Source organism: Pseudomonas sp. GXZC (assembly GCF_026967615.1).
GTDB lineage: Bacteria > Pseudomonadota > Gammaproteobacteria > Pseudomonadales > Pseudomonadaceae > Aquipseudomonas > Aquipseudomonas azotoformans_A.
Map to the genome: position 1 here is coordinate 4,003,019 of NZ_CP114115.1, position 17,770 is coordinate 4,020,788.

13 protein-coding genes are annotated in these 17,770 nt (G+C 60.3%); 9 read left to right on the plus strand and 4 right to left on the minus strand.

The features are described from left to right. Positions 1–21 precede the first annotated feature (21 nt). Both OZ428_RS18585 and OZ428_RS18590 read right to left on the minus strand, forming a co-directional pair. A complete protein-coding gene (locus OZ428_RS18585) occupies positions 22–3,435 on the minus strand; it encodes a calcium-binding protein (RefSeq protein ID WP_269130835.1) in 3,414 nt (1,137 codons plus the stop codon). 22 nt (positions 3,436–3,457) lie between these two features. Then, positions 3,458–3,898, minus strand: coding sequence for a carboxymuconolactone decarboxylase family protein (locus OZ428_RS18590; RefSeq protein ID WP_269130836.1), 441 nt, complete (start codon positions 3,896–3,898; stop codon positions 3,458–3,460). 144 nt (positions 3,899–4,042) lie between these two features. On the opposite strand from OZ428_RS18590, the gene pdxR reads away from it, so the two are divergent. From pdxR to OZ428_RS18605, 3 genes are all read left to right on the plus strand, one after another. After that, entirely contained in the window at positions 4,043–5,476 is a 1,434-nt protein-coding gene (pdxR, locus tag OZ428_RS18595; RefSeq protein WP_269130837.1) for a MocR-like pyridoxine biosynthesis transcription factor PdxR, read from the plus strand. Between the two features lie 84 nt (positions 5,477–5,560). After that, the gene (locus tag OZ428_RS18600; RefSeq protein ID WP_033902410.1) at positions 5,561–5,842 is read left to right on the plus strand and encodes a putative quinol monooxygenase; all 282 of its coding nucleotides are present in this window, start codon (positions 5,561–5,563) and stop codon (positions 5,840–5,842) included. 96 nt (positions 5,843–5,938) lie between these two features. Continuing rightward, on the plus strand, positions 5,939–6,340 hold the full coding sequence (locus OZ428_RS18605; RefSeq protein WP_269130838.1) for a cupin domain-containing protein: 402 nt from the start codon (positions 5,939–5,941) through the stop codon (positions 6,338–6,340). A 3-nt stretch (positions 6,341–6,343) separates the two neighbouring features. Here the strand turns inward: OZ428_RS18605 and OZ428_RS18610 are convergent, their stop codons facing one another. Then, a complete protein-coding gene (locus OZ428_RS18610; RefSeq protein ID WP_269130839.1) occupies positions 6,344–6,973 on the minus strand; it encodes a DNA-3-methyladenine glycosylase I in 630 nt (209 codons plus the stop codon). 217 nt (positions 6,974–7,190) lie between these two features. Between OZ428_RS18610 and OZ428_RS18615 the strand changes: the two genes are divergently transcribed. The 4 genes from OZ428_RS18615 (at position 7,191) to OZ428_RS18630 (ending at position 10,721) form a co-directional block, all read left to right on the plus strand. Then, on the plus strand, positions 7,191–8,516 hold the full coding sequence (locus tag OZ428_RS18615; protein ID WP_269134198.1) for a C4-dicarboxylate transporter DctA: 1,326 nt from the start codon (positions 7,191–7,193) through the stop codon (positions 8,514–8,516). Between the two features lie 52 nt (positions 8,517–8,568). Then, a complete protein-coding gene (locus OZ428_RS18620; protein WP_016980165.1) occupies positions 8,569–9,270 on the plus strand; it encodes a FadR/GntR family transcriptional regulator in 702 nt (233 codons plus the stop codon). Positions 9,271–9,288: 18 nt separating this feature from the next. Beyond that, positions 9,289–9,996, plus strand: a complete 708-nt coding sequence (locus tag OZ428_RS18625; RefSeq protein ID WP_269130840.1) for a GntR family transcriptional regulator — start codon at positions 9,289–9,291, stop codon at positions 9,994–9,996. A gap of 104 nt (positions 9,997–10,100) precedes the next feature. Beyond that, positions 10,101–10,721 carry a hypothetical protein gene (locus OZ428_RS18630; protein WP_269130841.1) on the plus strand — a complete coding sequence of 207 codons (621 nt, stop codon included), beginning with the start codon at positions 10,101–10,103 and terminating at the stop codon, positions 10,719–10,721. Between the two features lie 64 nt (positions 10,722–10,785). Here OZ428_RS18630 and OZ428_RS18635 read toward each other — a convergent pair whose 3' ends face one another. Further along, the gene (locus OZ428_RS18635; protein WP_269130842.1) at positions 10,786–15,645 is read right to left on the minus strand and encodes an NAD-glutamate dehydrogenase; all 4,860 of its coding nucleotides are present in this window, start codon (positions 15,643–15,645) and stop codon (positions 10,786–10,788) included. Between the two features lie 490 nt (positions 15,646–16,135). Between OZ428_RS18635 and OZ428_RS18640 the strand changes: the two genes are divergently transcribed. Beyond that, a complete protein-coding gene (locus OZ428_RS18640; protein WP_269130843.1) occupies positions 16,136–16,489 on the plus strand; it encodes a hypothetical protein in 354 nt (117 codons plus the stop codon). 319 nt (positions 16,490–16,808) lie between these two features. Further along, positions 16,809–17,768 carry an AAA family ATPase gene (locus OZ428_RS18645; protein ID WP_003174327.1) on the plus strand — a complete coding sequence of 320 codons (960 nt, stop codon included), beginning with the start codon at positions 16,809–16,811 and terminating at the stop codon, positions 17,766–17,768. Positions 17,769–17,770 lie beyond the last annotated feature (2 nt).

A 17,770-nucleotide genomic window follows, 5' to 3' on the forward strand; every position in this document is an offset into this window, starting at 1 on the left:
GAATACCGGCGGGAGATTAAATCAACTTGAGATCATTAACTGGCCAGATGAAATCTGTCGCGTTTTTTCTGTTTCCAAGACCCAGCGGTCGCTCACCCAATCGTAATAAACAGTACCGTATGTACCATCCCTCAAACTTAGCCCCACGACATTAACATGAGGCATAGACACACTGCTTCTTTGCCGACCGTGGCGTAACAGCTTCAACACGTCTTCGACAGAGCGTCCGGCACGGGCGGCTACACTGGCAATGAACACTTTTCCAATATCCAGCCTGACGTCGTATCGCACACCTTGCCTGGAATAAATCCGTATGTTTTCCAGAGGAGCGCCCGGATCATCGTGCGATAAAATTTGCACAGAAACACTTCCAATCTTTATCTGGTCTTTATCAACAACGATGTTATCCAGGTCAACGTCCTCCACTAGCCCAGTACAATGGATGTCCCACGTCGATGCGCCAGACTTCCTGGCCCCCGCACTTGGAGTGGACAGTTCAAGGGTGGCCCAGGACCTCAACTCAAGCTCATACACACCCCCTTGCCCTAACAGCTGGTAGGTTTCGGTATGGGGTGGTTCCTTCACTATTACCCGCTGAGGGTCTGTGGTCAGATTGATACTTTTAGCTCGCCTCGGCCTGAAGAACGGATAAAAGCCGTTTCGCAAGACCAATGATGCGCTGCCATCCATGCGCTTATGGCCTGGGCTGGCGTGGTCACTGATATAAGATTGCACGGGCGGCAGTAACCGATAAGAAACACCGTCGCGCATAACAACAACACAGGCGAGCCGTGGCTTGAGTGCACTCGCCTGTAATACGCCACCAACACTTGTCCATTTATCCGACGGCTGGGCCGCGTAGTTATTAAGTGTAAGCACTCGACCACCGACGAATACAAATCTTATTTCGACCGCTGTGTAGTACAGATAGTCAAAGTTGCTCTGACGCCGCGTAGCAACATGATAGTGCGTGTACACGACCGACAGCTCCTGACTGTCATAGTCCACATATAGAGAACACCGTGAAGTGTCCATGCCTGCTGACGCATCAATGACTGATTCGCCAAAACCACGACTGAAGAAATAATCGAACTTTCTTGCCGCCAGGGAAATGGACTGACCTGGGCCCAGGACAGCGGGAGACAAGATAGGCCCCTGGGGCACGATGACCTCCATACTCACCGGGTACTCACCTGTTGCCTCCAGTTCATCGAGCAACAACGGTATCAACCGGTAGCCGTCGCTGGTAAGGAAGCTGAACTGCTTGTTCTCGAGATAGCGCTTGCCTTCACACGATGTGTAGACGCCCTGGACGGTGACCGAGGGGCCAGGTAACTCACCGTCTTCACCCAGCACCGAGGCGACCCTCAACTCGCCCCCCATGATCCACCAGCGTTGAATACGGCTGAAGGCCCAGTTGAGCAGGATGAGGCTTGCCTGCTGACCATCTTCCACGATGACAACATCGCGTACCCGCTCGGAAATTTCATAGTAATCCGCGCCTGGCCCACCGTTGACCCTGGCACTGCCCTCCAGTATCAGCAGGTGGTCGTCTCCAGCGTTTGCATCGACGATGTCTTGCCTCCCCTGCATGACGATGCGATTGGCCTCATTGCTACCGGTCACGATGTTGTCGGCGCCGGGCAACGTAGAGATGTTTTGAATGTTCCACAATGCCATGCACTTGCGGGGGGTGTCGGTATTCAAATGCACAGTCCCTGCTCCCAGGTTCACATTGAACCCTGCGCGCCCCCACGCCCTTGCATCGCCGACCAGGTTCAGCGTGTTGACTCCCGCAGCGCCAATCAATGTCGATTCGTGTACCGGGGCATTCGGCGCTGAAAAGGTCTCCCTGGGCACCTCGAAAACAAACTCGTCATCCGCACTGCCGCCTAACAGATACTTTTTGCCGCTGGTATAGCGAAAGTGATTGGGGTTGGCCGTCACGCCGAGCACCGTGTCATTGCCGCCGCCCAGCAGCCAGACCACACCTTTTTCAGGCCCTTTTGTGCCCCAGTGCGCCTCGGGCAATGTGTCAATGGCCCCATCCTTTCGCGCATCGAAGTAATCGTCGAGATCCTGGACCACCGGCTCACGCACCTGCACATAGGCGCTTTCACCTTCTGACTCGGCCCACTGGTGCCTCCAGTGGCGTATTGTCTGCAGGCGCACTTCAAACTTGCCATTGACGATAGCCTGCACGGTGCTCTTGAGTTCACCATCAAGCAGCGCCCTGGCCTGGGCCTTCAGCGCGCGCGTATGAACCGAATCTGTGCGTTTGATCTTGTAGCGATCAGTCACATTTTCATCTAGTTCCACCCCTATAAACGCAAACCACCCAGTGCGCAGACGTTCGTGGATACTCAGCTCAATGTAGTCATGTATTTCATCAACCACGCGTCCGGCCGCATAAGCGCGGGCACCGATTATAAGCACTGCAGAGGCGACCAAGCCGACAGGTCCGGCGGCACTGAAACCGGCCAACGCAGCGGCGCCCAGCGCGATACTCAAGGCGGCGCTGGCAAGGCTGAATCCGGCCTCTACATAGAGGTCCTGAGCCGCTTTGCCCTCCGACTCAGCGGCTTTTGACAGTGCGATAGCGGCCTGGGCAATGTCGAAAGGCAAGGTCAAGACCGAAGCGATCAACCCCGCACCACGCTGCAACATCAAGCCGGCACGCGAAGCACAGAAGCCGCGATACACCGATTGAGCAGCGCTCATCATTTTCGTACCGGCGCGTTCCAGCGCGAGTTCTACCCCCAGGGAAACCACTTCGGCGGTAAAAGCCCCCCCTTCAAACAGCAGCTCGCGGGTGTCACCCGTTCTAATTGCCTCGCTGACGCCGCGTATTGCGCTGTAGAAACTGTAGAGTTGAAGCCCCGAGCCAAGGGTCTGAAGACCGTGGCTTTTTACCTTGTCCGCCCAACCGGGCAGGCTTTGCACGCGGCTCAGATCGTTGAGATTGACGCTTTGCACCGACTGTAAGAGCCGGTCGAGCCGGTTGATCGTGGTGTCCGGCGCCTCAACCTGGTCAAGCAATGCAGGTACCCAGGCAGAACGCAGGGAAGCCAACTCAAACAGGACGGCAGAGGCCAAGCTTGTGGTACCCGTGTCTGCACTTGCCAGGCTTGCCTTGAGGTGGCTCGCTGAAAAACCTATCTGGTCAATCAGCACCTGATCTGCTTGCGCGACGTTCAAACGCGCCAACGGAATGCTCATCCCATCCAGTTGAGCCCCCATGCTGTCTAGTAGCGCGCGGCTGATCGCGGTCTCGCCGATCCTCAACGGCCCCAACGCACTGTCCAGCGCGCCCAGGGCCTGCTGACGCGCCCCATCCCGTGAAACTCCCATCTGCAGCACTCCCCTATTCGACATCGCGCATAAACAGCGCACTGCGTCGATAGTGAAGCCTTGCCGGGTGGAACTGCGGTGCATATGTCCTGCCCCGAAAACACCGTCAGCCGGGCGGCCGCTGGCGAAACGCTACAGCGAGGCGGTTCCAGCCGCTGATCGTGGACACGGCCATTGTCAGGTCCACGGCCTCCTGCTCTGTGAACTCCATGCGCAGGACCTGATACACCACGTCAGGTACGTCGGAGGTGGCCAATGTCGTGATGGCGTCGCTCCAGGCGAGCGCGGCCCTTTCCCGCGCGCTGAACAGCGGCGATTCCTGCCACACGCACAACGCAAGCAATCGCCTGGGGGTTTCGCCACGACTCAATGCGGCTTGGCCGTGCATGTCCGTGCAGAACGCACAATGATTGAGCTGCGACACGCGAATCTTCACCAATTCCAGCAGCGGCTTTTCGACAGACAGGTCAAACAGTGTCGCTTCCAGCATCAGCATCCCCTTGAGGGCTTGCGGCGAGGCCGTGTAGTAATCCAGGCGGGGTTCCATTGGGCAGTTCTCTGAAATGACATCCCAGCCTAAAAGCCCCACGACATAAGCCCTATAGCCAATCGGCCGGTTTATGCGCAGACCATTTTGCACCCACCGCGCTAGCGCGTAGTCTTGGCGCAGACTGAAGCCTTGGGATGCAACATGGAACTGCACGTCGTGATCAACGGCCGCAAGGATCTGGCCGAACAGCTGTACCAGCAACTGCACGAAGCCATCCGCTCCGGGCGCCTGGCCGCCGGCGCTCAGCTGCCGCCCAGCCGCTTGCTCGCCGAGCAGTTGGGCGTGTCACGCAAGACCGTGTCGGATACCTACGCCACCCTGACCTACGAGGGATTGCTGATCGGCAAGACCGGTCGCGGCACCTTCGTCAACGCTCGTGCGCCACAGACCGAACGCCTGCAAGCCGCCACCGACCTGGCCTGCGCCGCCAACCTGGCGAAATGGCAGTCACTGCCCTCGCCCATGCGCCACCCCACCCGCGATAGCACACTGCGTTATGAATTCATCGGCGGTGCCACCAGCCGCAACCAGTTCCCCCAGGATGAATGGCGGCGCTGTACCCAGGACGCGTTGCGGCGCATCGCTCAGAACAGTGGTTTCTACAGCCAGCCCGAAGGCTTGCCGGCGCTGCGCAGCGCTATCGCCGGGCATATCGCGTTCTCGCGCGGGGTCAACTGCCGTGACAGCGACATCGTGGTCACCAACGGCGCGCAACAGGCGTTGGACCTGATCGCCCGCGTCGTGCTGGAACCGGGCAGCATTGTCGCCATGGAAGACCCCGGCTACAGCCCCGCACGCCAGATGTTCATGGCGATGGGTGCCAGCGTCGCCAGCGTGCCGGTGGATGAACAGGGCATTCAGGTCGAGCGGATTCCCGACGGCACACGACTGATCTACGTGACGCCCTCGCACCAGTTCCCGCTCGGCATGCCCATGAGCCTGCCACGCCGTGAAGCCTTGCTGGCACGGGCGTTCGAGCTGGGCGCAATCATCATCGAGGACGACTACGACAGCGAGTTCCGCTACGAAGGGCGGCCCACCGACTCCCTGCAAAGCATGGACACCCGTGGCGTGGTGACCTACGTCGGCACCTTCTCGAAAACCTTGCTGCCGGAGCTGCGCCTGGGCTACGCGGTACTGCCGCCGGCGATTTACGGCGCAGTGCTCAAGGCCAAGCAATTGACCGACCAACACAGCTCGACGCTGCCGCAATGGGCCTTGGCCAAGTTCATCAGTGAAGGCTACCTGCTCAAGCATATCCGTCGCTGCCACACGGTCTACGCCGGGCGCCGTGAACGCATCCTGCAACGCCTGGCAGGCGACTTGTCGCCCTGGTTCGAAGCGGTGCCTACCGTGGCCGGGTTCCACATGGCGGCGCTGTGCAAGGTGCCGGTGAACATCCCGTTGCTGATGGAACTGGCGCGCCGGGTAGAAGTGGGTTTGTACCCCTTGGATGTATTTTTCCACGATGCGCCAGTACGCCCTGGCCTGATCATCGGCTTTGGCGCCATCGAAACCCTGGATATCGACCCGGCGCTGGACAAGGTGCGCGATATTCTCCAGCAGATTGGCTAGCGGATTTTCCGGCGGATTGGTCATTGGTCCTGGCGTCGCCAGGCTCTAGCCTGTGCACTGACCCCGCCCTCGGAGACCATCGCCATGCCAGCCTGTGCCTTCAACACTGTCCTTGTCCGCGCGGCCGCCGGGCGCTCAGCGGAACTGGGCGAGCGCCTGCAGCAGATAGCCGACGCGGTGCGCACCGCCCCCGGTTGCCTGGATTACGGGGTGCAGCGCGACCCGATGGACCCCGACCTGTGGACCGTCACGGGACGCTGGTCCTGTGCCGAGCAGCTCAGCGCACACTTCGCATTACCGGCCCTGCAAGGCTTTATCGAATTGACCCGTGAACACCTGGCCCGTCGCCTGGATTTCGACCACTGAAGTATTGGTCTCCTGCTCTTCGCCAGGATTGGTCATTGGTCACCCAGGCCTTGCGGCGTAGGGTGAAGAGGTCTCGAACTACTCGGAAATTTCGCCATGAAACCACTGCTCGCCGCCACCCTGATGCTCGCCTCGCTCAGCGCCTTTGCCCACGAACCGGTGTACAACCAGGAATCGATCAAGGTCTTGCAAGAACACGCCTTGACCAATGTACCCGGCAAGAAAACCCTCATGCTCACCGTGGACTACGCCCCTGGCCAGGCCACCGTGCCCCACAGCCACACCGGCACTGCCGTGGCCTATGTGCTAGAAGGCGCGATCACATCGCGGGTGAATGATGAGAAAGCGAAGACCTACCAGGTCGGCGAATCGTTCTACGAACCTGCGGGTTCCCGGCACTTTGAATCGAGCAATGCCAGCCAGACAAAACCGGCCAAGTTGCTGGTGGTGATGGTGCTGGATGACAAGGCTGAAGTGCTGACGCCTCTCAAGCAGTAAGCCCTAAGGTCGCTGGAACCGCCGGCGCAGGTCTTCGATCTGTGGCCGGCACGCACAGCCTTCCAAATGATCATTGACCATCCCCATCGCCTGCATCAACGCATACATCGTGGTCGGACCCACATAGGTCCAACCGCGTTTCTTCAGGGCTTTGGACAAGTGCACCGAAGCCGGTGACGTGGGGTTGCCTGTCCAATAAGCCATATCCACCACTGCCGGGCGCTCGTCTTCACTGGGCTCAAACGCCCACAGCCAGCGCGCCAGCGAACCCGTCTCATCCACCAGTTCACAGGCTCGCCGCGCGTTGTTGATGGTAGACACGATTTTGGCCCGATTGCGCACGATGCCCGGCTCCTGCATCAAGCGCTCGATATCCGCCTCGCCGTACTGCGCCACCCTTCTGAAATCAAACCCGTCGAACGCCGCCCGAAACTGCTCACGCTTGCGCAGGATGGTGATCCATGCCAGGCCCGCCTGGAAGCCTTCCAGGCAGACCTTTTCGTACAGCTGGATATCATCCGCCACCGGCACGCCCCACTCCTGGTCGTGGTAACGCAGGTATTCCGGCGCAGCTGTGCGCCAGGTGCAGTGGGTCTGCCCGGTTTCGTCAGGGGTCAGTCCTGGTGTGTCCATCCATCACCTCATGTGCCGAGCGGCGGATGATAAGCGAAAAAATTTCTCGCACGCCAACCGCTCAAGCATCGCCGTTACCGACCAACTGGTCAGACCGGGACCTGTCAACCGTCAAATAATTGCTTGTGATTTCAAAAATACCGGGCGTAGACTGGCCCCGCACTGGACTTACCGGTATGACCACAACAATTAAGCCCTGGAACCACCAGGGCACCGAATAGAGATCCCTCCCATGCTCAGATGGTGCTCGCGTTCGATTTTCCTGCAAGTCGTGATTGGTCTGATGCTCGGCATCATTTGCGGCCTGGCCCTTCCCGAATTCTCCTCGCAACTTAAACCCCTGGGTGACGGCTTTATCAAGCTGATCAAGATGCTGATCGGCCTGATCGTGTTCTGCGTGGTGGTCAGCGGCATTTCCGGTGCAGGCGACCTGAAGAAAGTCGGGCGTATCGGCCTCAAGTCGGTGATCTACTTTGAAGTGCTCACCACCGTCGCCCTGGTGATCGGGCTGGTGATGGCCTTCAGCACCGGTATCGGCCAAGGCGCCAATATCCACCTGGAGCAGTTGTCGTCCGCCGGCCTCAATGAACTGGCCGACAAAGGTCAACACATCCGCGGCACCAGCCAGTTCCTGATGGACCTGATCCCCAACTCGGTGATCGGCGCCTTTGCCGACAACAACGTGCTGCAAGTGCTGCTGTTCTCGGTGCTGTTCGGCAGTGCGTTGAACCTGGTGGGCGAAGCCGCCTCGGGTATCTCGCGGCTGATCAACGAATTGAGTCATGTGATCTTCCGCATCATGGGCATGATCGTGCGCCTGGCGCCGATCGGCGTGTTTGGCGCGATCGCCTTCACCACCAGCACCTACGGGCTGGACTCCCTGCAACACCTGGGCAGCCTGGTGGGCTTGTTCTACCTGACGTGCTTTGCCTTCGTCGGGCTGATCCTCGGCCTGGTGATGCGCCTGTCGGGCCTGCGCATGCTGCCGCTGCTCAAGTACCTGCGTGAAGAACTGCTGATCGTGATGGGCACCGCCTCCTCCGACGCCGTGCTGCCACAGATCATGCGTAAACTCGAACACCTGGGCATCGGCAGCTCCACCGTGGGCCTGGTGATTCCGACGGGGTATTCGTTCAACCTCGACGGGTTCTCCATCTACCTGACCCTGGCCATCGTATTTATCGCCAACGCCACCGGCACACCGCTGTCGATGACCGACCTGCTGACCATCCTGCTGGTGTCGCTGATCACCTCCAAGGGCGCCCACGGCATTCCCGGTTCGGCGCTGGTGATTCTGGCGGCGACGCTTACGGCGATTCCGGCGATCCCGGTGGTGGGTCTGGTGTTGGTGCTGGCGGTGGATTGGTTCATGGGCATCGGTCGCGCATTGACTAACCTGATCGGCAACTGCGTCGCCACCGTGGCCATCGCCCGCTGGGAAAAAGACATCGACCTCCAGCGCGCCAACAAGGTGCTGGACGGCCAGCAAGGGTATGCCTTCCAGGCCAAGCAACCAGTGTTGCCGGCGCATCAGGAGTTCTGATTTTGCGGGGCCGGGTGGCCGGCCCTTCATTCATTCTTAAGGAGCGTACGACGTGATCAGCACCTCAACCGTCGTCAATTCAGTGGTAGAAAAACTCCGCGCCGCCTTGGCGCGTGGCCAGTGGCGCCGGGGTGAAATGCTCCCCGGCCAGCGCGAACTGGCCGAACAGATGGGCATCAGCCGCCCCAGCCTGCGTGAAGCAGTGATCGTGCTGGAAACCCTCGGCCTGGTGCGCTCCATGCCCGGCAAAGGCGTGGTGGTGCTGGAAACCAGCGTCAGCGAACCCCAGTCCAGCGACGCCGTGGCCGACGCCAGCCTGGAAGACATCCTGCAACTGCGCTACACCCTCGAACCCTTCATTGTCGGCCTGGTGGCCCAGTCCATCAGCAGCAAGGAAGTCGGCCAACTGCGCCTGACCCTGATGGACATGCGCGAAGCCCTTGACGCCGGCGACGCCGAAGCCGGGATGAACGCCTACATCGGCTTTCACGAAGAACTGTTCGCCCTCACCTCCAACCCGATCTTCCAGAACGTGGTGCAACAGACCAGCAACGCCCTCAAGCAAAGCGCCCAGGTACTGCGCAACTCGCCGGAACACCTGGCCGAACGCCTGCAGGAAAACGACGCCGTGGTGCGCGCCATTCGCAACAAGAACAGCGCCCTGGCCAGTGCCGAGATGCGTCGGCACATCCTTCAGGAAGGCCTGCGCATGGGCATTCGCTTGAACATCCCGGACGACCATCTGGGCAGCTGATTTTTTTGGAGACAGGCCATGACCGCCCACGCCTTGCACTACGAACCGATCCTCCCAACCCTGCGCCTGGTCGCTGGTAAAAAACCTTCGGTGGACGACATCTACCCACGCCTGTTCGACGCCATCCTGGAACAGCGGATCGCCCCGGCCAGTCGCTTTACCGAAGAAGGCCTGGGCGAGATTTTTGGGGTGAGCCGCAGTGTGATCCGCCGAGTATTGGCAAAGCTGTCCCATCAGCAAGTGATCATCCTGCGCCCCAACCAGCGTGCCCAGGTGGCGGCGCCGGATACACAGCAAACCCGGGAAATCCTGGAAGCGCGGCGATTGACGGAAATGACTGTGGTGCAATTGGCCTGCGCCCAAGCCACACCACTACAAATCCGCCAGCTACGTGAGCTGATCGCACGGGAACGCGAGTACATCGAGCGTGATCAGCGTGGAGCAGCGATCCGGTTGTCCGGCGAATTCCACCTGCAACTGGCAGCAATGGCACGTAACGCGCCCTTGGCGCAATTTCTCAACAGCCTGGTGCCGTTAACGTCCTTGATCATCGCCCAGTACGAAGCGAAGGCCTGTACCTATTGCGCGTGGCAGGAGCATGAAGCGATTGTGGATGCAGTCGAACAACGCGATGTGAACCGCGCAATGAACCTGATGACCCAACACCTGGATCACCTGGAAGCCAAATTGCTGAGCCACGATGGCCAGATGGCCCACCCTGGCTGACTACAATTACAACGCTGATCTACGAAATCACCGACAGCAGGGACCGTCATAGAACCGCAGAATTACATTCATTCCTAAAGCCTTGAACGCGGATGAATAGCACTATGCACCCCCTCACTTTCGCACTGGTCACTGGCCTGGTCGTCACACAGTTCAGTGCCGATGCACGGGCCGGCGACGCGTTAACTGCCGGGACTTACATCATCACCCCGGCAGCCCCCGTGTGGTTGCTTGAACAACCCTACGCAGATAGCCCCATGCTCACCGCCCGCACCTTCGGTGGCAGCGCTTACGGCGACTACCACGTCAAGGCCAGCCTTGAGATCAGCTGTTCGCCGCAGAGCCCGACCGCCAGCCTTGCATTGCAAATCACACCAACAGCACTGGGCTTTGACGTCGCGCCTTTCGAAGGTCCAGACGCCAGCACCGATGGTCCGTTGCGTATCACTACGGCAACACGCACGGCCATCGACCACCCGGTAAACGGCATCTGGACTTACGGCGGAGCGTTCCAGATCGGTACGGTATTTGCGCTCAGTGCTGCTGTCCCCCATGACGAATTAGCCTACTGGGCCAGCGATGCCTCACGCGGCCAGACACTAAAACTCTCAATAGCGCCCGCCAAAGAGGGTGGCAAGCCGCTGACCGCGACATTCTTATTGCCTGCTAACAACAACGGTTTGAAAACAGTTATCCAGCCCTGCCTGGGCAACGCCAGTTTTTAAGCCATAAAAAAAGCCCCGTATCTCAGGATACGGGGCTTTTTGTCCTACAGCGGAATCAAGCCGGTTACAGCACCGACTGACCGCTCAATGCCAGGTCCAGCAACTCACGGTTGGCCACCGCGTACATGGCGTAGTCCGTCCCCACAGCGGCACGGATTTCCACCATCATCGCCACCCAACGCTGCGCCATGTCCTTGTGCTGCTCAAGCCACAGGGCCACGCGGGCTTCCATGTCTTGTGGCGCGTCGGCCATTTGCAGCACAGAGATGGTGATTGCGCGTTGCTGCCAGTCCACGTCGTCGCGGAAGGCTTCACGGGCCTGGGCCTGCCAGTTGTTGGCCACCGGCAGATCGCTGATCTGCTGCAGGTACCACGGCAAGTCCAAGGCGCTGCCGACGGCGAAGTAGGCCTTGGCCACTTCGGCGGCGTCATGCCCGGTCACATCAGCGGCTTCGATGATCGGCAGCAAGGTGTACAGGTGCGTCGTACCTGCAACCATGCGTGCCAACAACTCCGGCACACCGGCTTCGGTGTATTTGCCGTAGCGGTTCTGCCAGCCTTCGCGGGTCGGGCCTTCCAGCAGTTCGTCGAGCTTGAGGCCCAACGCCGCCAGGTGCGGACCGAAGTGCGCGGTATCACGGCCAGCGTCCTGCTCGTTGCGACGGCTGCGCAGGAACCAGCGTGTAGCACGGCGGCCCAGGCGCATCAGCTCATCCATCAACTCCAGTTGCACGTCAGCGGAAACCTGGTGGTCCAGGGCTTCAATCTGACGGAACCAGTGCGGGAGGTGGAAGATGTCACGCACGATCACATAAGCGCCTGCCACGTTCGCCGGGCTCATGCCGGTCGACTCCTTGAGTCGTTGAACGAAGGTGATACCCATGTGGTTGACCAGGTCGTTGGCGATCTGGGTGCTGACGATCTCACGCTTCAGGCGGTGGCGACGCATGGCCTCAGAGAACTTGGCGACCAGGCTCGGTGGGAAGGCGGTCTCCATGTCACGGGTCAGGTAGTCGTCATCCGGCACCAGCGACTTGAGCAGCGCTTCCTTGAGGTCGATCTTGCTGTAGGAAATCAGCACCGACAGTTCCGGACGGGTCAGGCCCTTGCCGTTCGCGGCGCGCTCGGTGAGCTGCTCTTCGGTCGGCAGGTACTCGATGGCGCGGTCCAGCTTGCCACGGCCTTCCAGGTCGCTCATCAGGCGCTTGTACTCGGCGGCACGCTCGTAGGCACGGCGCGCAGCCAGGGACAGGGCCTGGGTCTGCTTGTAGTTGTTGCCCAACACCAGGTTGCCGACTTCATCGGTCATGCTCGCCAGCAACTGGTTGCGTTGCTTGTCGGTCATGTCACCGGCCTGCACCACTTCGTTGAGCAGGATCTTGATGTTCACTTCGTGGTCGGAGCAGTCCACGCCACCGGCGTTGTCGATGAAGTCGGTGTTGGAACCACCGCCATTGAGGCCGAATTCCACACGACCCAGCTGGGTCATACCGAGGTTACCGCCCTCGCCCACTACCTTACAGCGCAGCTCGTTGCCGTTGACGCGCAGCGCGTCGTTGGCCTTGTCGCCTACGTCGGCATGGCTTTCGGTGCTGGCCTTGACGTAGGTGCCGATACCGCCGTTCCACAACAGGTCCACCGGCGCCTTGAGCAAGGCATTCAGCAGTTCGGTCGGGGTCAGCTTGTCGGCCGCAATGTCGAAGCGCTCTTTCATCTGTGGCGAGATGGCAATGCTTTTCGCGCTGCGCGAGAAGATACCGCCGCCTTCGGACATGATGCTGGTGTCGTAGTCAGTCCAGGCCGAACGCGGCAGCTCGAACATGCGCTGACGCTCGACGAAGCTGGTCGCCGGGTTCGGGTTTGGATCGATGAAGATATGCAGATGGTTGAAGGCCGCGACCAGTTGCAGCTTGTCGGACATCAACAAGCCGTTACCGAACACGTCACCGGCCATGTCGCCGACGCCGACCACGGTGATGCTGTCTTCCTGCACGTTGATGCCGCGCTCACGGAAGTGACGCTGCACACCGACCCACGCGCCCTTGGCAGTGATGCCCATCTTCTTGTGGTCGTAACCGGCGGAACCACCGGACGCGAACGCGTCACCCAGCCAGAAGCCGTAGTCGATGGCGATGCCGTTGGCGATGTCGGAGAAGGTCGCCGTGCCCTTGTCCGCTGCGACGACCAGGTACGGGTCATCGTTGTCATGACGCACGACGTTGGCCGGTGGCACCAAGGCGCCGTCCTTCAGGTTGTCAGTAATGTCCAACAGGCCGGAAATGAAGATGCGGTAGCAGGCGATGCCCTCGGCCGCGATCTCGTCACGGCTGCCGCCCAGTGGCAGGCGACGCGGCAGGAAGCCGCCCTTCGCACCCACCGGCACAATGACCGAGTTCTTCACTTGCTGGGCTTTTACCAGGCCGAGCACTTCGGTGCGGAAGTCTTCTTCACGGTCGGACCAGCGCAGGCCACCACGCGCAACGTTACCGAAGCGCAGGTGCACGCCTTCTACCCGTGGCGAGTACACGAAGATTTCAAACTTCGGCACGGGCTTAGGCAGTTCAGGGATCGCGTGCGGGTTGAACTTGAAGCTGAAGTACGACTTGTTCTGGCCGTTGGCGTCGGTCTGGTAGAAGTTGGTGCGCAGGGTCGCCTTGATCAGGTCCAGGTAGCGACGCAGGATGCGGTCTTCGTTGAGCACCTGAACGTCGTCCAGGGCCGAAAGAATCGCTTGTTCCAGGCGCAGTTGCTTGTCTTCCAGGTCTTCGGCGGTGAGCTTGCGCGCCAGGTAGAAGCGGGTCTTGAACAACCGGGTCAGCTCGCGGGCGATGTCGGTGTGGTTGTTCAGGGTGCTGGCGATGTAACCCAGGTCGAAGCCCAGGCGGATCTGCTTCAGGTAACGGGCGTAGGCACGCAGCAGTGCCACGTCGCGCCAAGGCAGGCCGGCGGTGAGTACCAGGCGGTTGAACGCATCGTTTTCGGCGTCGCCATGCACGATGTGTACAAACGCGTCCTGCAGGGTGTCGTTGAGCTGCTGGATGTCGAGGTTCACGCCTTCGGCGGCGATGAACGCGAAATCGTGGATCCAGAACTCACGGCCATTGGCATGACGCAGACGGTACGGGAATTCGCCCAGCACCCGCAGGCCGAGGTTTTCCAGGATCGGCAGCACGTCGGACAGCGCCAGCGGGGTATCGGCGTGGTAGAGCTTGCAATGCAGCTCGCGCTGGCCGGACACCTGGCCCAGCGGCTGGTAGAAGCTCATCACCAGCGGGTTGGCTTCGGTGAGGCTGAGCAAGTGCTGCATGTCGACCACGGCCGAATGCGCGGCGAAACGCTCGCGGTAACCGGCCGGGAAGCCTTTCGGGAAGTCGGCCAGCACGTTGGTGCCGTGGGCTTCGCCGAAGCTTTCCACGACCAGGCTGGCGTAGTCGTCCTGCCAGCTGCGGCAGGCCTGCACCACTTCTTTTTCAAGTTGCAGCGGGTCGATGTCCAGGCGGTTCTTCGGGTCAACCCGCAGGATCAGCTGTACACGGGCCAGCACGGACTCGGAGAAGAACGTCCAGAATTCGCAGTCCGAGGCCTTCAGGCGATCCATCAGCACTTGCTGGATCTTCTGGCGCACTTCGGTGGAATAGATGTCGCGTGGCACGTAGGCCAGGCAGTAGCAGAAACGACCGTACGGGTCTTTGCGCAGGAACACGCGGATCTTGTTGCGTTCCTGGATCTGCACAATCGACATCACGGTGCTGAACAGCTCGTCGACCGGGGTCTGGAACAGGTCGTCGCGTGGCAATACTTCAACCACCTGCGCCAGTTCCTTGCCCAGGTGAGCCTTGGGCTGGAAGCCGGAGCGGCGTTCGATTTCCGCAACCTTGCGACGGATATATGGAATCACCCGCACGCTTTCGCCATACACCGACGAGGTGTACAGGCCCATGAAGCGGTGTTCCTTGATCACTTTGCCGTCGGCGCTGATCTCACGGATCGACACATAGTCCGGATACGCCGGGCGGTGTACGCGGCTCGGGTGCGCGGCCTTGGCGAACGACAGCACAGTCGGTTCACGCAGGTAGGCTACGGCATAGTCTTCGATGCGCAGGTCATCGGCGGTGAGGCCGGCGCGCAGCAGTTTGGTCAGACCGAGGAACGAATCGGCGTCATATTCGATATGACCGCCGTCCGCCTCGTCACGTACCACGAATTCTTCATAGCCGAGGAAGGTGAAGTGGTTGCCCACCAGCCATTCCAGGAAGTTCTTGATCTCGGCTTTCTCTTCGCCATCGATGCTGAACTGGCTGGCGTCGATACCGGCCAGCAGGTCCTGGACCTTGGCTTTCATCGGTTCGAAATCGGCTACGGCCACGCGCACTTCGCCCAGCACCTGCTCCAGCTCTTTGCTCAGCACGTTCAGTTCGGCGGCGTTGGCGCAGCGGTCGATTTCCAGGTACATCAGCGATTCTTGCAGGATGCCTTCGCCCTGGGTGCCTTTTGGCAGGATCTCCAGCAGCTCGCCCTTGGCGCCACGGCGTACGCTGAGCACGGTGGTCTGCAAGGTGTGAATGCTGTAGCCGCGGCGGTTCAGCTCGGTACGCACCGAATCCACCAGGAACGGCAGGTCATGGTGCAGCACTTCGACCGCGGTATGGGTCGACTGCCAGCCATGACGTTCATAATCGGGGTTGTAGACCCGCACTTGCGGTTGGGTGTGATCAAAGCGCTCAAGCAGGCGCCAGGCAGAAAGAGTGCAACCGGCCAGGTCGGAAAGGCGACGCTGGGTCAGTTCGTCCAGGGAAATGATGCCGAAGAATTGTTCAGCGAACAGCGCCACTTGTGGCAGTGCCTGTTCACTGATGTGCTGCGCCAGTGCCGCTTGCAGTTGATGCTGGAAGTCGGCCTTGCTGGCTGCGGTGAAGAACGCCATCTGTGGTACTCCGCTTGGGCTTGTTATTGATGGAAGCGTCGCGTGTTATCCCCTTGCGGGGAGACCGTCAGCGCTGTTCGCTGGTACTGATATAAGCACACTAGCGAATCAGGGTGACAGGTGGGTGAAGCTGGACAAGACAATGAGGTCACATACAACTTCCATAAGATGCGCACCTTGCCGGGTGACGGTACGACGGGCAGGTCAGGCGCCTGGCTCATGCACATCCGTTGCGCAGCTTAACGAGTGTGGGAAGCCCACTGCTTGCGACGCTGCGACATATTCGGTCATCGGTAAGCAGGCGTGGGGTTGCGACTTGGGCAACCCGCTATTTCCAGGCAAAAAACCGCCTGTTGAACCGCCTGCGAGTACCAGAAATGACTGATATTGCCCGTCAGGTCATGCACTGGGTCTGACACAGGATGCAGCACAAAATTCGCCGCAATGGCACAATTGCCCGCATTACGCCTTACCCCAGACAGGATTCCCCATGCTGCAGCTGAAAACCGATGCCCTGATGGTCACCCCGTGCGATAACGAAGAAGACAACATGGCAATGCTGTGCTGTCACGGCAAGACCGGCGAGATGTTCATGCTGACCCGTTACCCGGATGAAGACGAAGTGGAACTGACCTGGGATTACGAGCCGTCGACCCTCGACGGGCTGAAAGTCACCCTGGGCGCCACGACGCTGCTGGTTGAGCTGGCCGCAGGCGATGCCGATGCACTGGGCGGCAAGGACCAGCTGGAGATCACCCACGCCACCAGCGCGTCGGACCTGGCCGAAGTCGAGGAAACCCTGCAAAACATCCTCAAAGGCACTGGCACCTTCACCCGAATTTGATTTCCTGCGCCTAACGGGCTGTTGTAGTGAGCGGGCTTGCCCCGCGCCGGGTGGCGAAGCCGCCCCAATCGAGTCTCCACGATGCCTCAAAAACCGTGCTGCCTGGATTTAGCGCGGCTTCGCCACGCAGCGCGGGGCAAGCCCGCTCACTACAAAGACCGAGCCCAATCCGCAGTGACCACACAAAAATCCTACAAGATTTGCCAAAAATACCCGTTACGCCGTTAGTCGCCAGCCCCTTCGATGCATTAAAGTAAGCCTCCCAAGCCCGGCGTTTTTTTCTCGACCACCGGGCTCATCTCTCCAGGAACCGTCATCGATGGAACATCGTGAAGCGCTGCTCGCGCTGCGAACCTTTCTTTCTACGCAGATTCTCGGCCAGGAAAAACTCATCGATCGCCTGTTGATCGCCTTGCTCGCCGACGGCCATATGCTGGTGGAAGGCGCGCCAGGCCTGGCCAAGACCAAGGCCATCAAAGAGTTGGCCGAAGGTATCGAAGCGCAGTTCCATCGTATCCAGTTCACCCCCGACCTGTTGCCCGCCGACATCACCGGCACCGAGATCTATCGCCCGGAAACCGGCAGCTTCGTGTTCCAGCAAGGACCGATCTTCCACAACCTGGTGCTGGCGGACGAAATCAACCGCGCCCCGGCCAAGGTGCAGTCGGCCTTGCTGGAGGCCATGGCCGAGCGCCAGGTCAGCGTCGGGCGCAGCACGTATGACCTGTCGCCGCTGTTCCTGGTGATGGCCACGCAAAACCCCATCGAGCAGGAAGGCACCTACCCGCTGCCCGAGGCCCAGCTCGACCGTTTCCTGATGCATGTGAAAATCGGTTTCCCGGACGCCGCCGTCGAGCGGCGCATCCTGCAACAAGCCCGTGGCGAAGCGCTCAACGGCGAAACCAAGCCGGAGCGCCGCGTCAGCCAGCAGGCGATCTTCGCCGCACGCAAGGAAATCCTCGGCCTGTACATGGCAGACGCGGTGGAGGAATACCTGGTGCAACTGGTGATGGCCACGCGCACGCCGGCCAAGTTCGACCCGGAAATGGCCGAGTGGATAGCGTACGGTGCCAGCCCACGCGGTTCCATCGCCCTGGACCGCTGTGCCCGCGCCCATGCCTGGCTGGCCGGTCGCGACTTCGTCAGCCCGGAAGATATCCAGGCGGTGCTGTTCGACGTGCTGCGCCATCGCATCATCCTGTCGTTCGAAGCCGAAGCCGCTGGCATTGACCAAGACCGTGTGGTGCAGCGCATTCTCGACGTCGTTGCCGTCGCTTGAAA

Coding starts and splice junctions, on each gene's coding strand:
- OZ428_RS18610 (WP_269130839.1), bottom strand. CDS start 6,973: ATGGACACACCAGGACTGACCCCTGACGAAACCGGGCAGACCCACTGC.
- OZ428_RS18590 (WP_269130836.1), bottom strand. CDS start 3,898: ATGGAACCCCGCCTGGATTACTACACGGCCTCGCCGCAAGCCCTCAAG.
- OZ428_RS18605 (WP_269130838.1), top strand. CDS start 5,939: ATGAAACCACTGCTCGCCGCCACCCTGATGCTCGCCTCGCTCAGCGCC.
- OZ428_RS18645 (WP_003174327.1), top strand. CDS start 16,809: ATGGAACATCGTGAAGCGCTGCTCGCGCTGCGAACCTTTCTTTCTACG.
- OZ428_RS18640 (WP_269130843.1), top strand. CDS start 16,136: ATGCTGCAGCTGAAAACCGATGCCCTGATGGTCACCCCGTGCGATAAC.
- OZ428_RS18635 (WP_269130842.1), bottom strand. CDS start 15,645: ATGGCGTTCTTCACCGCAGCCAGCAAGGCCGACTTCCAGCATCAACTG.
- OZ428_RS18585 (WP_269130835.1), bottom strand. CDS start 3,435: ATGCACCGCAGTTCCACCCGGCAAGGCTTCACTATCGACGCAGTGCGC.
- OZ428_RS18630 (WP_269130841.1), top strand. CDS start 10,101: ATGCACCCCCTCACTTTCGCACTGGTCACTGGCCTGGTCGTCACACAG.
- OZ428_RS18600 (WP_033902410.1), top strand. CDS start 5,561: ATGCCAGCCTGTGCCTTCAACACTGTCCTTGTCCGCGCGGCCGCCGGG.
- pdxR (WP_269130837.1), top strand. CDS start 4,043: ATGGAACTGCACGTCGTGATCAACGGCCGCAAGGATCTGGCCGAACAG.
- OZ428_RS18625 (WP_269130840.1), top strand. CDS start 9,289: ATGACCGCCCACGCCTTGCACTACGAACCGATCCTCCCAACCCTGCGC.